Raw genomic sequence first — 20672 nt, forward strand, 5'->3', positions numbered from 1 at the left:
GGGGGCAGCGCCAAGGGGTGACCGAGAAATCCTTTCGAAGCAAAAACGGCATTTGTATCTTCGAAAAGATTTCTCCGTCGCGACCTGCTCATCTCGTGCCGTTCGTCGAAAAGGGGGTTGCCTCAATGTAACGTTAATCAGACTTTTACTGAAACCGACTTTTGAGCGCGGCAAGTTTCATCGCCATATCTATTTCCGGCTCGGACTGTTTCTTTTTTGCGGGTGAATGCTGATGGGGCCGATTTTGCTGTTGTGGTTTTGCAAAGCGGTCTTTTTGCGGCTCGTCTGTTTTCATAGATAGCGATATTCGCTTGCGTGCTACGTCAACCTCGGTAACGGTAACCTCCACCTGCTGGTGCACTTTTAACACCTCGTTAGGGTCCTTAACAAATCGGTTAGCTATCTGGCTAAGATGTACCAGGCCATCCTGATGCACGCCAATATCCACAAAAGCGCCAAAGTTGGTTATATTTGTTACTATGCCCGGCAGCTTCATACCGGTCTTCAAATCGGTTATACTATTTACACCTTCGGTAAAGCTAAAGGCCTCAAACTGCTCGCGCGGGTCGCGGCCGGGTTTAGCCAGCTCTGCCATAATATCATTAAGCGTAGGCAAGCCAACCGTGTCTGTAATATATTTTTGCAGGGGGATACTTTTGCGCAGCTTTTCATCGCGCATCAATTCCCTTACAGAGCAACCTTTATCTTTTGCCATTTCGGCAACCAACTGATATCGTTCAGGGTGTACGGCACTTGTATCAAGAGGGTTTTCTGCATTGCGGATGCGTAAAAACCCTGCAGCCTGTTCAAAAGCTTTATCACCCAGGCGGGGCACTTTTTTTAGCTGTTCGCGATGCGTGAACGCGCCGTTAACATCGCGGTAGGCAACAATATTTTGCGCCAGTTGAGGCCCCAAACCCGATACGTAGGATAATATCTGTTTAGACGCGGTATTTAGCTCAACACCAACAGCGTTTACGCAACTTATCACGGTATCATCTAACGATGCCTGTAATTTGGTTTGGTCAACATCGTGCTGGTACTGGCCAACGCCGATGGATTTGGGGTCAATTTTAACTAACTCGGCCAGCGGGTCCATCAGCCTGCGACCGATAGATACGGCGCCCCGGACCGTAACATCCTTATCCGGAAACTCCTCGCGGGCTACATCTGAGGCGGAATAGATAGAAGCACCGCTTTCATTTACCATAACTATTGCCACATCAGGCAAATTGAGCTGACGGATAAATAATTCCGTTTCCCTGCCGGCAGTACCGTTGCCAATGGCAATAGCTTCAATTTTATAAGTTTCAAAAAGATGGGTAACGGTTTTCTGCGCTTCTTTGGTCTGAAAGGCACCGGTATGCGGAAATATGGCATTGTATTCCAACAGCTTTCCCTGCTCATCCAGGCATACTACTTTGCAACCCGTACGAAAGCCAGGGTCAATGGCCATCATCCGTTTCTGGCCGAGTGGCGCGGCTAACAAAAGCTGACGGGCATTTTCTGCAAACACCCGTATGGCTTCCTCGTCAGCACGTTTTTTGGTAAGCAGGCGCACTTCTGTTTCCATGGACGGGCGCAGCAAGCGCTTGTACCCGTCGTAAATAGCCAAACGTACCTGTTCTGCGGCATCGTTTTGAGCGGTTATAAAAGCTTTTTCCAATAGTGCTATTGCCTCGTCTTCCGGCGGTAAGGTATCTAAAAACAAGATCTCTTCTTTTTCGCCGCGGCGCATAGCCAATATGCGGTGAGATGGAGCCGACTTAACCGGCTCTTCCCACTCAAAATAGTCTTTATATTTTATTCCGGCCTCTTCCTTACCCGGAGCAACGCGACTTTTAAATACACCTTTTTCCAGGAAAAGCTCACGCAATTTGGCTCTTATTTCGGCGTTTTCGCTTATGTGCTCGGCAATAATATCGCGCGCGCCGGCCAGCGCATCTTCGGCATTGGTAACACCTTTTTCTTCGGATATGTATTTTTCTGCTTCGGCAGCCACATCAAATTTATTTTGCGCCAGCAGGGCGTCAGCCAGCGGTTGCAAGCCTTTCTCGCGGGCAGTTGTAGCTCGGGTTTTGCGTTTTGGGCGATAGGGTAGGTAGATATCCTCCAGCAGCACCATGGTTTCGGCTGCCTTTATTTGTTCTTCAAGTTCGGGCGTTAATTTGCCCATTTCGGTTAACGAGTTCAGTATCACTTCGCGGCGCTTATCCAGTTCGCGTAATTGCTGTATGCGGTCGCGTATGCCGGCTACTTGTACTTCATCCAAACTGCCGGTAAGTTCTTTACGGTAGCGGGAAATGAAGGGAACAGTTGCGCCCTCGTCCAGTAACCCAACAGTGGCAACAACCTGCTTTTCGACAACAGAAAATTCAGTAGCTAATTTTTTATAATGATCAATCATAATTCAATAAATCGGACTGCGAAAATCGGTTTATAAAAAACAATTGCCAAGGGATGTGGAAAGTTTACGTGTAAGTATTGGCGATTAAATTAGAGATTACTCGGAGGGGGGGCTCAGGTGTTATGTGAACCCCCAAGAACCCCTGTGAGCCCCCGTGAGCCCCCCTAGGTATAGCGCGAGTCTCAGCGCGCAGATGAAGAGCGATATCCTGACTTGTGCTTGAATGGTCCAAAGCACAAGTCAGCCCGCCACACATTCAACCCGCTAAGACTTGTGCTATAATGGGGAATCGCTTCATTGCCGATTAACTAATCTCTAATCACCAATCAACTAATCCTCTTTTTTGCCAAATTCTTTTCCACCCTAAACTTTACTATTCTTTCAATCAAATTAAGCGGCAATGGTCTATCCAGAGCAAATTGTAAAGTGCCTTTGCCGGCTTCGTATTGGGCGGTTTCCTCTTTAAAGGCTTCTATACCCATAGGCGCAGGGTAAAAGCCTATGTGTTTTTTATATCCCCCAAAATGCACCAGGTTACCGTTTAATATAAAGGTGGGTATGCCATATTTAATAGCTTCGGTAGCATTGGGCGCGGCTGCATGAATGGTATTACGGATTTTTTGGAGTAACACCTGCACATCATCCGGAAAAGAGGTGATGTATTCATCAATGGTTGTATAATTCTTCATCGTAACTAAAATTGATGATCCGAATTTACAGGCATTTCTTGGCTTTAGCGGGGGTTGAAAACGACAAGATCAGGGGGTGTTTCTCCTCCTGATCTTGCAATTTATTTAATAATGGTCTTAGTTTTCTAACGGCGAGAAAACCTCCAGTAGTATGTTCCATTTATGCGCTGCATCAATTTCCCAAATGCGCACATAATAATAATGGTTAACCATGTTGCCCTTTTTAATAGTGGCCTTGCCGAAGCTGTAAGCCAGGTCACCGCTGGTTGACCGTCCTGCTCCGCTGGTTTCTGCAGAGATACTGATGGCATTGTTATTTATAAACTTTAATATCTTGTCAGTACCCGTCATCGGTTCAAACCCCGGGAAATAGTACCTGCCTTCCGGGCTTAAAAACTCCTTATAAGCCGCCATTTCTGATTTGGTTAGCGAAATATTGAAGGTCTTATCGGTATTTATTATAATAGTTTTTGAGGCAAACGGATCTGCCGATTCCTTAACTGTTTTAGCTTCGCTGTCTTTAAAATCAGTTAACTGCTTTTCTACCGGCTCAGGGTGCTGTATACCCAGGTATATCAACAACTTTAATTTGTTACTGGCATCTGTTCTCCATACAGAAACGTAATCACCATAGATCTTGTCGTCTTCTGATTTGCCGTTTTGAAAGGTGTAAGGCCCGGCAGTAAAAGCCAGGTCGCCATTTGCAGATATGCGCGCAAATTTAGGTTCTTGCTTTGCAGTGCCAGGTTGTTTTTGCAGGCTCGAATAGAAACTGGTCATTTTAACCGGACTGGGCTTAAAAACAAAACCTTCCGGGTCTGCAACACCTAAAAACGCGTCTTTGATACCCTTGGCTGCAACTACTTTATTAAAATTAGTTTCGGCATCTATCACTTTACTCACTTTGGCAGTTTGGGCCAATGCAAGCGCTGAATAGCAAAAAATTGAGGTAGCCAGTAATATTTTTTTCATGTTTTTTGTTTTGATGATATTATTGCGGTTAAACAAGCATGTTAGCCTTTTGTTGTATAATTTGTTGATAACGTAATTTTATCAATTAAATTTTACTCCAGTTGGTACCTTCTTTACTGTCTTTTAACTGGAAGCCAATTTTTTGTAATCCGTCTCTTATTTTGTCAGAGGTAGCATAATCTTTATTTGATTTAGCTTCGTTTCGCAACGTAACTACCAGATCAAGCACTTTGGGCAGGTCATCATTAGCTGCCTGTTCATTTTTAAGGCCTAAAATGTCAAACACAAAAGTATTCATTAAACTTTTAAGCAGATCCAAATTCGCCTTATCAATTTTAAGCTTCCCGTCTCGCACAGAGTTGATAATACGTGCGCCTTCAAATAGTTCGGCAATTAAAACCGGACTGTTAAAATCATCATTCATAGCGTTATAGCACCTATCCAGCAATGGAGCTATCTCTACCTCTGATGAAGACGATTCCTTCAGCGTATCCAGCAATGACAGCGCATTCATCAAACGCTTAAATCCTTTTTCTGATGCCTCCATAGCATCATTACCAAAATCTAATGTACTACGGTAATGTGCCTGCAGCATAAAAAAGCGCACCGTCATGGGGCTATACGCCTTATTAAGTATGGAGTTATTGCCACTAAAAAGTTCGTGCGGCAAAAAGCTGTTACCTAATGATTTTGACATTTTTTGCCCGTTTACCGTAAGCATATTGGTATGGATCCAATAACGCGCGGGGTTTTTACCGCAGCAGGCCACGTTTTGCGCAATCTCATTGGTATGATGCGTTGGCGCGAGATCTATACCGCCGCCGTGGATATCAAATTGTTCGCCCAGGTACTTATTGCTCATGGCAGAACACTCCAGGTGCCAGCCCGGAAAACCATTACCCCATGGCGATGGCCACTGCATCAAATGTTCGGGTTTGGCCTTTATCCATAAGGCAAAGTCAAGCTTACCATGCTTTTCATCCTGCCCGCCTAAATCGCGGGTATTGGTAAGCAGGTCCTCCAGTTTGCGGCCGTTCAATATGCCGTAATCCTGGGTTTGGTTATATTTTTCAACGTCAAAGTATATGGTGCCGTTCACTTCGTACGCGTACCCTTTGGCCATTATTGCTTTAACCAATTCAATCTGTTCAATTATATGGCCGGTAGCGGTAGGTTCTATACTTGGCGGTAAGGTGTTAAGTATCTGCATTACCTCATGAAAGCCAACGCTGTACTTTTGCACTATTTCCATAGGCTCTAACTGAGCCAGCTTTGCCTTTTTTGATATTTTGTCTTCGCCCTCATCGCCTGCGTCACCTTCCAGGTGGCCGGCATCTGTAATATTGCGCACGTAGCGCACCTTGTACCCAAGGTGATTCAGGTATCTGAATATCAGATCAAACGAAACGTAGGTGCGGCAATTGCCCATGTGAGCATCACTGTAAACCGTGGGGCCGCATACATACATGCCAACGTGTGGCGCTGCAATGGGTTTAAATTCTTCTTTTTTGCGTGTTAGGGTATTGTAAACAAGCACATTTTGCTCCATGAGACAAACTTACGATTTTTAGGTTAGTTGTTTGGCTTATTAGATGGTTAGTTGATTAGGTGAATATTGATCAATTGTAAAATTTGAACCCCACTCCAACCAACGTCAATCAACCACTCACTTTAAAGCCAGATCAGCATATACCGGATAGTGGTCTGAGAAGTTTTGTTTTATGATATCATAGTTTAACACATCAAACTGGTTGCTCGCCATTATATAATCAATTTGATAGTTTGGGAAATCGCCGTTATAGGTGCGCCCCAGCCCGAAACCTTTTTCGCGGAAGCTGTTTTTTATTCCCTTTTCCATTTGGTTTACCGCGAATGAGGAAGGCGTATCATTAAAATCGCCCGAGATAATATAAGGATAGGGGCAAGCTAAAGCGTGTTGTTTTACCAGCATTACCTGGCCGGCCCGGTTTAAAAAAGCGCGTTTAAGTTTTATGGCCAGCCGTTTGGTTGATGAGATATCTGCCTTGCCGCTTTTGGTAACTGTGTCTATATACAGATAGTCTTTTTGCTCAAAAAGAAAGGATTGTAAATGAACGCTATAAAACCGAAAGATATCCTTTCCCTTTTTTATATCTGCATATATGCACTGTACGCCTGAATTAGGTGAAGCAACGGTAACAGTGCCCTTAGCAATTATTGGATAACGCGAAAAAATTGCCACTCCCATTATTTCACTTTCGGTTTCAATACTACCCTCAATATGCCGGTACGTTGTGCCAATTAAACCGCTTATGGAATCTTTCATCGCATAAACCCCTTTTTTTCGCGAAAAATATTCCTGTACACCGATAACATCGGGCTTTACATTGCGCATTAGCTGCAAAATACCATGGCGGGTACTGTCGTCGTCATTTTCGCCGTACTTTTTAAAATTACGCGCGTTATAAGTTAGCACCCGGACATTGGCTGCTGAATTTTCAGGGGCTTTACTCCAAAGGGAAAATCCTACGTTATTGTGCAGCGCGTTCCATCCTAATAAAATGGTAATTATTGATACCAGGGCAAGTTTGCTCCGCGCTATAAGCCAATACGCTATAAATATTACGTTTAGCAATAACAAAGGCGGATAGGCGATACCAAAAAATGCCACGGGCCAAAATTTACGCGGATCAACTACCGGTGCCAGGTAAGAAACAAGCAAAGCCAGGGCAAAGCAGCAGTTGATAAAGAGCAGCAGCCTGGTAAAAAAAGAAAGTTTTTGGTTAGATTTCTTCTTCATGTTTGCTGGCGCGAAAAAGGACCTCTTTCTCGTGCTTGTTTAGGCTGTCGTACCCGGTTTTTGATATTTTATCTAATACAGCGTCTACCTCGTCCTGGCGGGGTATTGCCGTTAAGTTTCTATCGTGGTTGGTTGATACCACCTTGAGTTTTGATTTTCTCTTAAATATTCCACTTATGTTGGTTATCCAGTCGTTACCGCGCTGCAGTTGCTTTATGTAAATAAAGCCTATTAAAGCGCCGCCTAAATGGGCTATCTGCCCGCCGGCATTAGGGCCGGTGGCGGTCAAAAAACCCACAACCACATAAAAAATGGCTATCCATTTTATTTTAACCGGACCGATTATAATCAAATTGATGCTGTAATCAGGAGCAACAGTTGCCGCGGCAACCACCACCGCCATTATACTTGCCGATGCACCAACAACATGACTGATCTGCTTTGCATATGTAAAAAGCGGAAGTAAATTAAAAGCTATAACAAATAATACACCGCCTGCAAGGCCACCTAAAAGATATAGGCCAATGGTTCGTTTTTTACCTAAAAACTCCTCAAATATTTGGCCGAACCAATACAGAAACAGCATGTTAAACAGGATGTGTAGCACGCCGGCATGCATAAACATGTAGGTAACAGGCGTCCAAAAGCGGATAAGCAACTCATGAAGATTTGACGGGAGCGAAAGATATTCATCAGCATATGCAGAAATGTATTCGGTTTTATTGAACCAGCTTTCAAATTTTCCGGATACGTTAATAACTAAAAATACGGCAACGTTTATCCCGATAAGCATAAACAGCTTACTCTGTGATACAGCAACTTTATATTTTATGTTATCCCAAAAGGTCATAGTTCCGCGTAATATCAATAACCATAATTGCCCGGGCCCTGTAAGCGCCACAGCTTTATTAGTATAAAACCTAAAACGGCGCCGCCTAAGTGGGCAAAGTGCGCAACGTTATCGCCATTAAATTGCCCCACCCCAAGTGTTAATTCTATAATGATATAAACAGGTATAATATACTTTGCTTTTACAGGTACGGGGATGAACATGATCATGAGTTCCGCGTTAGGATATAACATGCCGAAAGCTACTAACACGCCAAATATGGCACCGGATGCACCAACCATACTAGATTTATTGATATCGGTTGCTTTTTGAAGCGCTTCAAGAGATTGAACTGCCAACGAATCTGTTGTAATAAAAGCGCCCGTGTAATGGTAGAACTCAATTGCCTGAACAAGCCATTGCCCAAGCAGCCCCCCTATGCCGCATATAAAATAAAACATGATGAACCGTTTTGACCCCATGTTATACTCAATGATATTACCGAAAGAGTAAAGCGCGAACATGTTAAAAATGATGTGCCACTCGTCGCCATGTAAAAACATGTAAGTTATGGGTTGCCACTTCTTGAAGAGTGGTGAGCCAAAATAATGAGCTGATCCTAAATTGTAGATTGTGTTAACTAATGCAGGGTTGAACAACCAGTACGGCAAAAAGCAGATAATATTAATGATCAGAAGGTTTTTTACTACCGGCGGTATATTGGCGAATGGAGATTGCATAATTAATATAAAATGCGGTTATTTTTCAAACCGCTCTAATAATTCAGTTAAGGTAAAAGTACTAATAACAGGCTTACTGTTAAGGGCAATGTTAGGTAATTGGCAGGCAAATAATTGGTCTGTCATTAAATTCATCTCTTCTAACGATAGCTTAGTACCTGCTTTTATGGCCGCGTTACGCGCCAGCGCCCGTGCCAGGTTATCCCGTTTATCCAACTTTAAAATACTCAGGTTGTTTTTAAAACCTTCTAATAAATGTTCCAGCAGTTGGTGCCCATCGGCATTGTTTAAATCGGCAGGTACACCTTCAACCACAACGGTGTTTTTACCAAACTCGCGTATGTCAAAACCAAGTGCGCGAATATCCGGCAAAAGCTCTTTCAATAACTCAAAATCGGCACCGTTTAGTGTAAGCGATTGCGGAAACAGGCTTTGCTGACTAACACCCGAATGGTTTTGCAACTGCTGCAAAAAACGTTCATATAAAATTCGCTCGTGTGCGGCCTGCTGGTCTATCAGCATAAAGCCCGATTTGATAGGCGATATAATAAACCGGTTATGGATCTGGAAAAACTGACGCTCGCTGGTTTTGCTTACTTCCTGCTCATCAACGGCTATGGTTTTTTCTATATGTATTTCCTGCTGTGTGGATGTATCGCGTTTACTTATCTCGTACAAAGTATCCCAATTTTGCGGAATAGATGCACTGCGATGGGTATCGCGTTGATAAGATGGAGAGGTTAATGGCCGCTCTGTACTTCTTTCAACAAAGGGGTTAAAGTTAGGGTCAAACTTAATAGAGGGTGCTATTATCTCCTCAAAAGGTTTGGGGGTTATCAAATGCTCAATACTGTTCTCCTGGTCAAAATCTAAACTTGGCGTAATATTATAGCGCCCCAATGAGCGCTTAACTGCCGAGCGGATAATGGCATAAATAGCTTTCTCGTCCTGGTATTTTATTTCTGTTTTGGTTGGGTGTACGTTGATATCAATTTTTGAAGGATCAATATCAATAAACAAAACATACAACGGGAAAGACTCATCAGGCAATAACTCCTCAAAAGCAGTTAAAACAGCATGGTTAAGGTAAGCATCCTTTATAAAGCGGTTGTTTACAAAAAAGAACTGTTCGCCGCGGGTTTTGCGGGCAAATTCGGGTTTGCCTACAAAGCCGTTCAGTTTTATAATGGTGGTATCTTCCTCAACAGGCACCAAACGCTGGTTGTAATTATTTCCTAACAGGTGTACAATGCGCTGCTTTAACGTAACGGCGGGTAAGTGGTAAACCTCCTGCCCATCATGGTGCAGAGTAAAGAATACTTCGGGATGCGCCAGGGCCACACGCTGAAACTCGTCAATAATATGCCGCATTTCTACCGGGTTGCTTTTTAAAAAGTTACGGCGGGCGGGGATATTATAAAACAGGTTTTTAACGGATATGGAAGTGCCGGGCGTTGCGGAGCAGGCCTCCTGTTTTAAAACTTCTGATGCTTCAATAAACAGCTGCGTTCCCAACTCATCCTCATGGCGGCGGGTTTTCAGCTCAACCTGGGCAATAGCGGCTATAGAGGCCAGCGCCTCGCCACGGAAACCCATGGTACGGATGGCGAACAGATCATCAGCTTTTTTTATTTTGGATGTGGCATGGCGCTCAAAACTCATGCGCGCGTCTGTACCGCTCATGCCGCAACCGTTATCAATCACCTGTATCAATGATTTTCCGGCATCCTTAACAATTAGCTGAATTTTATCGGCACCGGCATCAATGGCGTTCTCTATCAGTTCTTTTACGGCAGATGCGGGCCTTTGCACCACCTCGCCGGCGGCTATCTGGTTGGCAACGGAATCCGGTAAAAGCTGAATTATATCTGACATGTAATGGTTTTCCCTCTATTTCTTTTCGATGCTAAATTAGTTATTTGATTGCATAACTTTACAGTTTGGGTAGCTGTTGTTACACACACTATTTATGAATAACTCAAATTCTTCAGCGCAGTACTTTGATAAAATTACTGAACTCCTGAACCTAATAAAGAGCAAAGTAAGCGAAGAAACCGATGTGGTCTGGAGTCGTTATGCAACTCCTCAACATTTGTCTGACGATCTTAATGAAAAAATTGCCAAGCTAAAATTAAACGATCACCAGGTTTTGAACGATCTGTGCATATTATTTGGTCCAACTAGCTCTTTTCAAGAAATTTCCATTTCCAACGGCTGGGGCGATGAGTTTTTGGAAATTGCAGAAAAATTTGATCTTCTGCATGAAAAGCTTAAATGAGTTCAATAACTCATTTCTTACTTTTTAACCAACTTTATTTGCCGGTACTTGTATATAGATATATTTACCGAAATGTAGCCCATCCGCGATGAAAAAACTATGGCCCCTGTTATTGCTTTTAGCAACAGCCTGTAAAAAGAAGGATTTTAATGCCGACCTGTTGATAAAGAACGCCGTGGTTTACACAGTTGACAGCGCCTTTACCGTAGCTGATGCATTTGTTGTAAACGGCGGCAAAATAGTTGCGGTAGGAAAAGCTGCCGATCTGGAAGAGGAATACCATGCCCGCCAGGTTTTAGATGTGCAAGGGAAAGCTGTATACCCCGGTTTTATTGACGCGCACAGCCATTTTTACGATTACGGCTTAGGTTTGCAGCAGGTAAATTTAAAAGGGATTTCCAGCTGGCGCACTGTTACAGATTCTGTACAGGCATTTGCGCGCAGCAACCCCGATGGCTGGGTTTTAGGCAGCGGCTGGGATCAGAACCTGTGGCCCGGCAAAAAATTTCCGGATAAAGCATTGCTGGATTCGCTTTTTCCTATGCGACCGGTTTTACTATCGCGGATTGACGGGCACGCGGCCATTGCCAATCAGGCAGCTTTAACCATTGCAGGTATATCACCCGGGCAAAAAATAATAGGTGGCGAAATAGAAGTGGTAAATGGTAAGCTTACCGGCGTTTTGCTTGACAATGCTGTTGGTATTGTTACCCGTAAAATACCCGCTGCGGACGAGGAAGCCATGCAGGCAGCCTTATTAAGCGCGCAGCAAAACTGCCTGGCGGTAGGTTTAACAACCGTTGATGATGCCGGGTTACCCTATACCATGGTAAACACCATTACCCAACTTCAAAAAAAAGGCGACTTGAAAATGCGCATGTATATTATGCTGGCAGACAGGCAGGAAAACTACAATTACCTTTTTAAAAACGGTATAGTTAAATCCCCGCGCCTTAGCGTGCGGGCCATAAAGATGTACGCTGATGGCGCGTTGGGCTCGCGGGGAGCTTGTTTGTTGCAGCCTTATGCTGATCAAAAAGATTGGAAGGGATTTTTGCTCAGCAATCCGCAGCACTTCCAGCAGATTGCTGAAAGACTGGCTAAAACAGATATTCAGCTTAATACCCATGCTATTGGCGACTCGGCCAACCGGGTAATACTTAAAATTTACGCCGGGGTATTAAAAGGAAAGAATGATAAACGCTGGCGTATTGAACATGCGCAGATAATAGCGCCGGAGGATTTGCATTACTTTGGCGATTATAGTATTATTCCTTCGGTGCAACCCACGCATGCCACGTCTGACATGTATTGGGCCGGCCGGCGTTTGGGAGAAGACCGGCTAAAAACGGCCTATGCTTACAAGGAGCTTTTAAAGCAAAACGGATGGATGCCGCTGGGTACCGATTTTCCTGTTGAGAATATTAACCCTATTTATACATTTTATGCTGCGGTTGTGCGTAAAGATCTGAAGGGCTATCCGCAAAACGGATTTCAGCCCGAAAATGCGATAACACGTAACGAAGCGTTAAAGGGTATGACCATATGGGCCGCCAAAGCCAATTTTGAAGAAAAGGAGAAAGGCAGTATTGAAGCCGGCAAGTATGCCGATTTTGTTATATTAGACGCAGATATTATGCGCATAAGCGCCAGCCAATTGCCCTATACAAAAGTTTTAAAAAGCTTTATCAACGGAGAGAAAGTGTATGAGAAAAAATAGGCCTTTCGGCTTAACTATAATTATATCAGCGTTTATATTATTTAATTCGGCCTGCGCGCAAAATCCCTATTCGGGCCAGGCTTATGTGGCAGAACAACGCCAGGTGCAAGCTTCAACAGTATTGCTCAATAATCAGAAAGATATTATCCCGCTAAAAGATCTCGCCAAAAAAAAGATGGCCAGTATACGTTTCTCTAACGCGTTCGCGGCAGGTTTTGATAGCCTGCTTAATAATTACGCCAAAGTAGAAACCTTTAACGGAACGGATTATCTGGGCGCTAAAAGCATGGAAGACCTTTCGCGGGATGTTAAATTGTACAATACGCTGATAGTACAGCTAACCGAAGCCGATATTGCTAATACCAGGATCATAGATTTTATAAAAGCCAATCAAAAGTTAAAAAATATAGTTGTGGCGTATTTTGGCAGGGGTACGCAATTGGTTAATCTGAATGACTTTAACGGCCCCATTATTTGTGCCGAACGTATAACACCGGTATCGTCAAACTTTGTGGCGCAGGCTATATTTGGCGGTATTGCCATCACCCAAAAACTAACAGCGGCATACACGCAGCAGTTAACACCGGGTATGGGTTTTACTACAAAGCAAATCCGCTTGCAATACACTGTTCCCGAGGAAGTAGGCATCCGCACAGAAAACCTTGCCGACATTGATAAAATAGCCCGCGAAGCCATTGCCCAGCACGCTACACCCGGCTGTGTGGTGCTGGTAGCTAAGGATGGCAAAGTGATATTTAATAAAGCCTACGGCTTTCATACTTATGAACCCGTAGTGCAAAACAAGGTAACTGATATTTTCGATCTTGCCTCTATGACCAAGATATCGGCCACAACCATTGAGGCTATGAAACTGGTGGATGAGGGTAAACTGGACATAAACGCCACTATTGCAGATTATCTGCCGGAGGCTAAGAACACGCCCGTTAAGGATGTAAAGATCTGGGAGATATTGACCCACCAGGCAGGTTTTATTGCTGATATACCCACGTTTGAGGTTGTTAAACCGCAGGAGCATAGTGTTGACTCGTCTGCAGCTTATCCTACCAAAGTGAACGAGAAGTACTACCTTATTAAAGACTACTTTAAAAATGTAATGTGGCCCAAAATGCTGCGCGGCCCTTTAAAAACACGCGGGCAGTATGTTTACAGCGATGTTGGCATGTGCGTTTTACAGCAAATAATAGAAAATATTACAGCTACCAATGAAGCAGAATATACTCAAAAGCAGTTTTACGCGCCATTGGGCATGCAAACCGCCGGATTTTTACCGCTGTACCGTTTCAGCGCCGATAGAATACCGCCAACAGAGGTAGACCGTAAATACAGAAAAGCTACCCTAAAAGGTTACGTGCACGACCCTACCGCTGCCCTAATGGGCGGTGTAGCCGGGCATGCAGGCTTATTTGCCGATGCTATTGATATTGCAACCCTTTACCAAATGCTGCTTAACGGCGGTACTTATGGCGGCGAAGAATATATAAAGCCCGCTACTGTAAAACAGTTTACAGCCAAATATTCTAATGTAAGCAGGCGGGGTTTAGGTTTTGACCGCTGGGACCCGGCGACTGATAAAAAGTACCCCTCTGAATTTGCATCCGACCAAACTTTTGGGCATACCGGTTTTACGGGCACCTGCATTTGGGTAGATCCGAAATACAATCTGGTTTATGTGTTTCTTTCTAACCGTGTTTACCCTGATCTAAGCAGCAAGTTAACCAGCCTGAGCATAAGGCCCCGCATACAGGATGTTGTTTATCAGGCGATTGAGAAGGGGATGGAGTAGGTTTTTCTAATTTAGTTGATAGTAACAATATTACATCCGCTTAACACTTATGTTGTAAATTGCTGTTAAACTTGCATCAACATTCAAACACGTATAAATGAAGATCGGAATAGTTTGCTATCCAACCTTTGGCGGTAGCGGCGTTGTTGCAACAGAGCTGGGAAAAGCTTTGGCTGATAACGGGCACCAGGTACATTTTATCACTTATAACCAGCCAGCCCGTTTAGATTTTTTTTCCGAGAACCTGTTCTATCACGAAGTATCGGTAGCCAATTACCCCTTGTTTGATTATGCACCTTATGAGGTAGCGCTTGCCAGCAGGTTGGTTGATGTGGTACGTTTTGAAAAGTTAGACGTTTTACACGTGCATTATGCTATACCGCATGCTTCGGCGGCGTTTATGGCGAAGCAGATCTTGCTAACTTATGGTATTTATATACCTGTTGTAACCACTTTACACGGTACTGATATCACCCTGGTGGGTAAAGACAGAACTTACAAACCTGTGGTTACCTTCTCTATTAATAAATCTGACGGTGTGACCGCCGTATCAGAAAATTTAAAGAAAGATACCTTTGAGTTTTTTGACATAGAGAATGATATAAAGGTAATACCCAATTTTATTGATCTTACCCGTTTCAGCCTGAAGCCTAAAGATCACTTTAAGAAAGCTATTGCGCCAAATGGCGAGAAGATCCTTATCCACACCTCCAACTTCCGTAAGGTAAAACGTACAGAGGATGTGGTGCGCATATTTGCCAAGATCCGCGAGAAGATCCCATCAAAACTATTGATGGTAGGCGATGGCGGCGAACGCTCTGCTTGCGAACAGTTGTGCCGCGACCTTGGCGTTAGCGAAGATACCCGCTTTTTAGGCAAGCAGGATGCTATTGAAGAGATCCTGTCTGTGTCTGATCTGTTCCTGATGCCATCGCAATCAGAGAGTTTTGGCCTTGCTGCTTTAGAGGCTATGGCCTGTAAAGTGCCTGTTATAAGCTCTAACACAGGTGGTCTGCCCGAGTTAAATGTGGAAGGTGTTACCGGATTTTTAAAGGATGTAGGAGATGTTGACGGCATGGCGGAAAAGTCTATCTATATTTTAGAAAATGATGAGCGTTTAGAGGCTTTTAAAGAGGCCGCGCTTGCACGTGCAAAAGAATTTGAGCTATCTAAAATATTGCCGCTTTACGAAAACTATTATACTGAGGTGATAGAGAAAAGCTTGTCGGCAAAGGCTTAATTTATGCTTTCGGGGGTGTAGCCGTATACAGTATACCACGCTGTTAATGTTGGTATACACTTTATATGTAATTGGCTGTAAATTAATAAATTAGCTATTTTGTTTATGATTTTATTAAGCTGAAAAATGGCTAAAAACGCTAATTACAACCTGCGGTTGTATACACTTGCGCACTAATAATCATCTGCTTTTTACCAAGATGATCCACACTTTTAACTCATCCAACTATAAAGCAATCTGCGAAGAACTTGCGCAAAAAGATGCTCAGTTAAAGCATATCATTCAAACTTACGGCTACCCGCCTATGTGGAGCCGCCCCAATACATTTGAATCATTAGTGCATATTATCCTGGAGCAGCAGGTATCGCTTGCTTCGGCGTTATCGGCCTTAAATAAACTGCGCGACTATGTACAGCAAATAACACCCGCACGGGTTTTGCTGCTTACAGATGAGGAGTTTAGGGCCTGCTATTGCAGCAGGCAAAAAACAGCTTATATTAAATATTTGGCAGAAACTATTGTAAGCGGACAGATAGATCTTGATGCTTTTGAGGCCCTGCCTGATAATGAAATAAGAGTGAGCTTAACATCATTAAAAGGCATAGGTAACTGGACGGTTGATGTTTACCTGATGTTTGTATTACAGCGTGCAGATCTGTTTCCGGTTGGCGATTTGGCAGCTGTTAACGCTTTAAAGCGGGTAAAAGGCTTGCCGGCACAAGCATCGCGAGATGAGCTGGTTAATGTGGCAGCACAATGGTCTCCTTTCCGTACCGTAGCTACTATGATGCTGTGGCATTATTACTTGTCTGCCCCGCGAAAGGCTTAGTATTGTATCTTTGTAAATAAGCGAAGCGCATTTATATGTAGCTATAATTAACGGCTATGACCATAGAAACCCTTCAAGAGATCTGCTACTCACTTCCCGGCGTAACGCAGGATATAAAATTTGACGATCACCTGTGCTTTAACATAGGCGGAAAAACCTTTCTGTTTACCCACCCTGATGGTGTACCGCCATCAGCATCATTTAAAGTACTTGCCGAAGATTTTGAAGAAATAATAGCCAAAGACGGCCTGGAACCACAGCCTTATGTTGCCAGATATAAATGGGTGCTGGCTAAAGATATTTCAAGTTTAAATAAGAAAGATTGGGAACACTATATCAAACAATCATACAAACTGATAGCCGCAAAACTACCAGCAAAGCTTAAGAAAGAGTTAGGGTTGTAATGTAAGATGTTCGAAAGAAGGGTTTGTCATCCTGAGCGATAGCAAAGGATCTTATACGCTTGCCAATCTTGCGGCCTGTCCCCGCGTCACCTATCAGTTTTACAAGATTCTTCGCTACGCTCAGAATGACAGAGGAGGCTGTTTAAGACTCTTGATTCTATCTCACTCAAACACCACCGTTTTATTATTATAAACAAAAACGCGGTCCTCAAACACCAGTTTAAGCGCTCTGGCTAAAACAGAGGTTTCTATTTCTTTTCCGGCGTTTACCATATCGGGTACTGTAAAAGAGTGGTTAACCGGGATAGTTTGCTGCGCGATGATAGGGCCTTCATCCAGTTCATTAGATACAAAGTGAGCGGTAGCGCCAATTAGTTTTACACCGCGCTCATAGGCCTTACGGTAGGGGTTGGCACCTATAAACGCAGGCAAAAAGGAGTGGTGGATATTAATTACCCGCATAGGGTATTCAGCCACAAAGGCGGGCGATAAGATGCGCATAAATTTGGCCAGCACCAGGTAATCGGGTGCGTAAGGTTGTATCAATGCCTCTATTTGCTTTTCAAATTCATCCTTGCTCTTTTCTTCGTGCGAGACGTGGTAAAACTGTATACCAAACCTTTCGCAAACATCGCGCAGATCATCATGATTGCCTATAACACATTGCACGGTAGCGCCCAGCGTGTTAAAGAAATTACGTATCAGTATATCGGCAAGGCAATGGTATTCTTTGGTAACCAATACCGCTATTTTTTTATGGGGGATGGGGTTGATATGAATAGTAGCATCCGTAGGAAGTACGGATTTTAATTGATGCTCCAGTTGTATGGGATCAATGATCTCCTCCACCTCCAGCCGCATAAAAAACAGGTTCTCAGCTTTATCAACATACTCGCGCATGGATATAATGTTGAGTTGCTGTTTTGATACTACCGAAGATATGGCTGCCACCAACCCAACCTGGTCGGCGCATTGAATTACAATTATCATAATAAACTGTTACAAATACACAGCGCTAAGGTATAAACTAAGCCAGTAATTTTATAACAAGCCTGGCGCTTACTTTTGACGCGGCACCATGTGCTTAATCCTGGTATAAATTTGTTTGCAAGGTAACGCTATTCTTTGTGGCACTGTAAAGCGCCAGGCTAAAATATGGAAGAACGAATCTATCGCCAAACCAAAGTACAGATGAGCCTTTTGAATAAGCCAGGGCGGCTATTTTTTTCTTTGATAATTTATACATTTTTGCCCACTTACCTGTATTGAGGTCTAGCACGGCGTAAGCACAGGCATTTGAGGCTATGCCATTTTTGGTATTGGCCAATATATTCAACTCATTTTTTCTAACATGGAAGGAGATGGTGGGGTTATCAACGCCATGAAATGCGTTGGTTGGCAACACCTGACTAAATTTAAGGTTTAAATTTTCATCATAGCCATTCAAAACCATTGAGCTGGTTGCGTAAATAGTTCCATACCTGGAGGTTTGATGCCAATTAGGTGCAGCTGCCACAACTATCTTTCCGTTTACTTCTTCTAAATACTGAATAGTCATCCCTCCGGCAAGCCCAAAGTCAACATCGTCAAGGTCTTTATTTAAAGGTTGAAAGTTTTTCTTCCAGGCATTTAAATTCGCCTTATCAAAAGCTTGCGTAACAAAGTTTTTTTGATTGGTGGAAAAATTTAATCTGCCAATCCCCAGTTCATTAAAACCCTTTTCATTGCTATAGATGAGGCCAAAATTAAGTATGTTCTTGTTTTCGGATGGCCTTAAAAACAAGCTGTTGGCAACAATACTGTTTCGTCCGGGTTTGAAATCTACAGGCACGGCCAGAAAATTTGAAGGTTTGGTTTGTCCGGCATCATATTTATAAATTTCCATACTTGGGCCGTTAAACCAACCAATAAACACGTCCTGGTTTTTACTTACAGTAAGCGATAGAAATATACCGTTTGTTAAAACCGGCCTAAGCGTGTTTATAGTGTCCAGCTTTTCGGTGTATGAAATGATCCTCAGATCGGCTGTTTGGTTCCACTCGTTAGCAATGGCGCTACCCGACTTGAACATTTCAGCAAACATGCCGATGTTTTCTTTTCGCGTTGTGGTTCTTACCGCAAGTTTAAAGAAATCACCATCGCCAGTAAATAGCTGGGGCTGCTGTACAAATTCACTTGTTGCATGATACACCACCTTGCTGGTGGTTATCTTTCCCGTAGCGGGATCTACCACGTATGCGGTATAATTTATATCGCCTGCGGCTCTTGATTTATTAGCGAGCGATGTAAGCACCAATATTTTGCTTTTGAATTTCTTCATCCACAGATTATCGCCGGCTACCGGTATTTTCCACACCTGCTGCATTTTGTCATCCACACCAACAACATCATATTTATCATCATCTGTTTGTAATGCCAAAACATTTAAATGCTCGTCAACCACCATAGCAGTTGAGTTATTTATTTTTTTTGCAAAATCTTCAACTACAGGAGGGGCTTTATCTTGAGCAGCTGCCGGACGACATAAGATCAAAAACGCTGAGAAGAAAAATAGAAGTTTCATGATAAGGTTACGGTGGTTTTATAAGTGAAAATAATAAAAGCCGAAGTATTTATTAAGCATCGGCTTTTAAATTATTAACATAAACAATTGCTATTTTAATCCCTTAATAAACCCTACTACACTGGTAACAAACTCGGGCTTTAAGGGCAGGTCGGGTTTATTATAGGTAGCCAGGTTTTGCTGCCTGTCTTCGGGCGCTTCTTTTAAAACATGGTTCATGCCGGGTATTATGGCCAATGTAGCATTCTTGGTTTTTAGTTTCTCCGCGTTTGATACATTTATCTGCAGATCAGTAGTGCCTTGAACTATAAGGGTGGGGATCTTCAACTTTTTTATCTCTCTTTGCGGGTCAAAACGGCACCAGCTCATTAAAAACAGCTGTATGCTGGGGCGGATAATAAAATATAGCTGCGGGTCAACCTTTTTTTGAGGCCTGCCCATCTTTAGCGAATCCATAATTTTATTCAATCCGTCCGACAGGTATGATGGCTGTGATTTCATTTGCTCCTTTAATACCTTCTCGCCTGGCTCGCCGGCACCGGCTACCGAAATAAACGCGTTAACATTTCCTTCGCTTGATCCGCTGGCCAGTATACCCACCAGCGAACCCTCGCTATGGCCCAGTACTATAACCTTTGAAAAGCGGCTATCGGCTTTTAGTAAATTAATAAAGCCAATGGCATCATCAGTATAATCGTCAAAACGCAGGTTGTCTTCTTTTTGATTGCCTACACTTTGCCCAACCATGCGTTTATCATAACGTAAAGAAGCTATGCCATTTTTAGCTAACGACTCTGCTATCTGCTTATAAGTATTGGTATTAATGTTGGCCTGAGGGCTGTTGCCATTGCGATCTACAGTTCCTGATCCGGGAATGATCAATACCACAGGCATCTTTCCTGATGTATTAGCCGGTACCGCAACCGTTCCGGATATTGTGCCGCTTAGTGTCTTCAATAAAATTGGCGACTCTGAGAGAGCAGGATCAGTACTCGCCATTGAAGCAGCCTGCTGCTGATAGGGGCTTAATAGCAAACCAATAAATTCGTTGTTGTTATTTAACGAAATGTTTAATGAAAAAACACCGTTTTTAAATGTGGCTTTATAAACGGCAAGCGGTTCGCTGTAAGTAGAAAATTCTACTTTGGTTAAATCTCCTAATTGTGTTTTTAACTGGGTTGTAGTTTGTTTAAACTGAGCGGGTGGTAATTGCCCCTTCATGGCTGCGCTAAAGCGCGCAGAAATACTATCCGGGAGGTTTTGATTATAAAATTTTTCAAAAAGCGCTACTGCTGCTTTGTATTTTGCCGGCTCGGACTGCGCAAATAACATGGCCGGAAAAAAAATACTTAGTATAACAATGCTAAATCTTTTCATTAATATGGGATGAAATTGAAGACTGATTATTTTCAAGCCGA

General features: G+C 43.2%; 17 protein-coding genes. 6 read left to right on the forward strand and 11 right to left on the reverse strand.

Going from position 1 to position 20672, the window contains the following annotated elements; genetic code table 11:
• Positions 1 to 145: 145 nt before the first annotated feature.
• The 8 genes from ACFQZS_RS10890 to mutL form a co-directional block, all read right to left on the reverse strand.
• The gene (locus tag ACFQZS_RS10890) at positions 146 to 2407 is read right to left on the reverse strand and encodes a Tex family protein (RefSeq protein ID WP_377100099.1); all 2262 of its coding nucleotides are present in this window, start codon (positions 2405 to 2407) and stop codon (positions 146 to 148) included.
• A 326-nt stretch (positions 2408 to 2733) separates the two neighbouring features.
• Positions 2734 to 3096, reverse strand: a complete 363-nt coding sequence (locus ACFQZS_RS10895; protein ID WP_377100100.1) for an iron chaperone — start codon at positions 3094 to 3096, stop codon at positions 2734 to 2736.
• A gap of 117 nt (positions 3097 to 3213) precedes the next feature.
• Complete coding sequence (locus ACFQZS_RS10900) at positions 3214 to 4068, reverse strand: DUF4440 domain-containing protein (RefSeq protein ID WP_377100102.1); 855 nt, start codon at positions 4066 to 4068, stop codon at positions 3214 to 3216.
• 85 nt (positions 4069 to 4153) lie between these two features.
• Positions 4154 to 5617 carry a cysteine--tRNA ligase gene (gene cysS, locus ACFQZS_RS10905; protein ID WP_377100104.1) on the reverse strand — a complete coding sequence of 488 codons (1464 nt, stop codon included), beginning with the start codon at positions 5615 to 5617 and terminating at the stop codon, positions 4154 to 4156.
• Between the two features lie 117 nt (positions 5618 to 5734).
• Entirely contained in the window at positions 5735 to 6847 is a 1113-nt protein-coding gene (locus ACFQZS_RS10910; protein WP_377100105.1) for an endonuclease/exonuclease/phosphatase family protein, read from the reverse strand.
• Positions 6831 to 7640, reverse strand: a complete 810-nt coding sequence (locus ACFQZS_RS10915; protein WP_377100107.1) for a rhomboid family intramembrane serine protease — start codon at positions 7638 to 7640, stop codon at positions 6831 to 6833. The genes ACFQZS_RS10910 and ACFQZS_RS10915 overlap by 17 nt, the downstream gene beginning before the upstream one ends.
• Before the next feature lie 71 nt (positions 7641 to 7711).
• Complete coding sequence (locus tag ACFQZS_RS10920) at positions 7712 to 8416, reverse strand: rhomboid family intramembrane serine protease (protein ID WP_377100109.1); 705 nt, start codon at positions 8414 to 8416, stop codon at positions 7712 to 7714.
• An 18-nt stretch (positions 8417 to 8434) separates the two neighbouring features.
• Positions 8435 to 10291: a DNA mismatch repair endonuclease MutL gene (gene mutL / locus ACFQZS_RS10925; RefSeq protein WP_377100111.1), complete on the reverse strand. Its 1857-nt coding sequence runs from the start codon at positions 10289 to 10291 to the stop codon at positions 8435 to 8437.
• Between the two features lie 94 nt (positions 10292 to 10385).
• On the opposite strand from mutL, the gene ACFQZS_RS10930 reads away from it, so the two are divergent.
• The 6 genes from ACFQZS_RS10930 (at position 10386) to ACFQZS_RS10955 (ending at position 16691) form a co-directional block, all read left to right on the forward strand.
• Complete coding sequence (locus tag ACFQZS_RS10930; protein WP_377100113.1) at positions 10386 to 10694, forward strand: hypothetical protein; 309 nt, start codon at positions 10386 to 10388, stop codon at positions 10692 to 10694.
• An 88-nt stretch (positions 10695 to 10782) separates the two neighbouring features.
• Positions 10783 to 12414 carry an amidohydrolase gene (locus tag ACFQZS_RS10935; RefSeq protein ID WP_377100115.1) on the forward strand — a complete coding sequence of 544 codons (1632 nt, stop codon included), beginning with the start codon at positions 10783 to 10785 and terminating at the stop codon, positions 12412 to 12414.
• A complete protein-coding gene (locus tag ACFQZS_RS10940; protein WP_377100117.1) occupies positions 12401 to 14218 on the forward strand; it encodes a serine hydrolase domain-containing protein in 1818 nt (605 codons plus the stop codon). The genes ACFQZS_RS10935 and ACFQZS_RS10940 overlap by 14 nt, the downstream gene beginning before the upstream one ends.
• A gap of 97 nt (positions 14219 to 14315) precedes the next feature.
• Positions 14316 to 15458 (forward strand): N-acetyl-alpha-D-glucosaminyl L-malate synthase BshA, encoded by a 1143-nt coding sequence (gene bshA, locus ACFQZS_RS10945; protein WP_377100119.1) that lies wholly within the window; start codon positions 14316 to 14318, stop codon positions 15456 to 15458.
• A gap of 199 nt (positions 15459 to 15657) precedes the next feature.
• On the forward strand, positions 15658 to 16287 hold the full coding sequence (locus ACFQZS_RS10950) for a DNA-3-methyladenine glycosylase family protein (protein WP_377100121.1): 630 nt from the start codon (positions 15658 to 15660) through the stop codon (positions 16285 to 16287).
• Positions 16288 to 16343: 56 nt separating this feature from the next.
• A complete protein-coding gene (locus ACFQZS_RS10955) occupies positions 16344 to 16691 on the forward strand; it encodes an MmcQ/YjbR family DNA-binding protein (RefSeq protein ID WP_377100123.1) in 348 nt (115 codons plus the stop codon).
• A gap of 162 nt (positions 16692 to 16853) precedes the next feature.
• Here ACFQZS_RS10955 and purU read toward each other — a convergent pair whose 3' ends face one another.
• From purU to ACFQZS_RS10970, 3 genes are all read right to left on the reverse strand, one after another.
• Positions 16854 to 17681 (reverse strand): formyltetrahydrofolate deformylase, encoded by an 828-nt coding sequence (purU, locus tag ACFQZS_RS10960; protein ID WP_377100124.1) that lies wholly within the window; start codon positions 17679 to 17681, stop codon positions 16854 to 16856.
• Positions 17682 to 17775: 94 nt separating this feature from the next.
• Positions 17776 to 19254, reverse strand: coding sequence for a hypothetical protein (locus ACFQZS_RS10965; RefSeq protein WP_377100126.1), 1479 nt, complete (start codon positions 19252 to 19254; stop codon positions 17776 to 17778).
• Positions 19255 to 19344: 90 nt separating this feature from the next.
• The gene (locus ACFQZS_RS10970; protein ID WP_377100128.1) at positions 19345 to 20631 is read right to left on the reverse strand and encodes a serine aminopeptidase domain-containing protein; all 1287 of its coding nucleotides are present in this window, start codon (positions 20629 to 20631) and stop codon (positions 19345 to 19347) included.
• Positions 20632 to 20672 lie beyond the last annotated feature (41 nt).

This window comes from Mucilaginibacter calamicampi, from assembly GCF_042676765.1.
GTDB classification, from domain to species: Bacteria; Bacteroidota; Bacteroidia; order Sphingobacteriales; family Sphingobacteriaceae; genus Mucilaginibacter; species Mucilaginibacter calamicampi.

Bases quoted from the DNA above. Each gene is read 5' to 3' on its own strand.
- purU (WP_377100124.1), bottom strand. From the start codon at position 17,681: ATGATAATTGTAATTCAATGCGCCGACCAGGTTGGGTTGGTGGCAGCC.
- ACFQZS_RS10930 (WP_377100113.1), top strand. From the start codon at position 10,386: ATGAATAACTCAAATTCTTCAGCGCAGTACTTTGATAAAATTACTGAA.
- mutL (WP_377100111.1), bottom strand. From the start codon at position 10,291: ATGTCAGATATAATTCAGCTTTTACCGGATTCCGTTGCCAACCAGATA.
- cysS (WP_377100104.1), bottom strand. From the start codon at position 5,617: ATGGAGCAAAATGTGCTTGTTTACAATACCCTAACACGCAAAAAAGAA.
- ACFQZS_RS10940 (WP_377100117.1), top strand. From the start codon at position 12,401: ATGAGAAAAAATAGGCCTTTCGGCTTAACTATAATTATATCAGCGTTT.
- ACFQZS_RS10895 (WP_377100100.1), bottom strand. From the start codon at position 3,096: ATGAAGAATTATACAACCATTGATGAATACATCACCTCTTTTCCGGAT.
- ACFQZS_RS10910 (WP_377100105.1), bottom strand. From the start codon at position 6,847: ATGAAGAAGAAATCTAACCAAAAACTTTCTTTTTTTACCAGGCTGCTG.
- ACFQZS_RS10950 (WP_377100121.1), top strand. From the start codon at position 15,658: ATGATCCACACTTTTAACTCATCCAACTATAAAGCAATCTGCGAAGAA.
- ACFQZS_RS10890 (WP_377100099.1), bottom strand. From the start codon at position 2,407: ATGATTGATCATTATAAAAAATTAGCTACTGAATTTTCTGTTGTCGAA.
- ACFQZS_RS10955 (WP_377100123.1), top strand. From the start codon at position 16,344: ATGACCATAGAAACCCTTCAAGAGATCTGCTACTCACTTCCCGGCGTA.
- bshA (WP_377100119.1), top strand. From the start codon at position 14,316: ATGAAGATCGGAATAGTTTGCTATCCAACCTTTGGCGGTAGCGGCGTT.
- ACFQZS_RS10920 (WP_377100109.1), bottom strand. From the start codon at position 8,416: ATGCAATCTCCATTCGCCAATATACCGCCGGTAGTAAAAAACCTTCTG.
- ACFQZS_RS10900 (WP_377100102.1), bottom strand. From the start codon at position 4,068: ATGAAAAAAATATTACTGGCTACCTCAATTTTTTGCTATTCAGCGCTT.
- ACFQZS_RS10965 (WP_377100126.1), bottom strand. From the start codon at position 19,254: ATGAAACTTCTATTTTTCTTCTCAGCGTTTTTGATCTTATGTCGTCCG.
- ACFQZS_RS10915 (WP_377100107.1), bottom strand. From the start codon at position 7,640: ATGCTTATCGGGATAAACGTTGCCGTATTTTTAGTTATTAACGTATCC.
- ACFQZS_RS10970 (WP_377100128.1), bottom strand. From the start codon at position 20,631: ATGAAAAGATTTAGCATTGTTATACTAAGTATTTTTTTTCCGGCCATG.
- ACFQZS_RS10935 (WP_377100115.1), top strand. From the start codon at position 10,783: ATGAAAAAACTATGGCCCCTGTTATTGCTTTTAGCAACAGCCTGTAAA.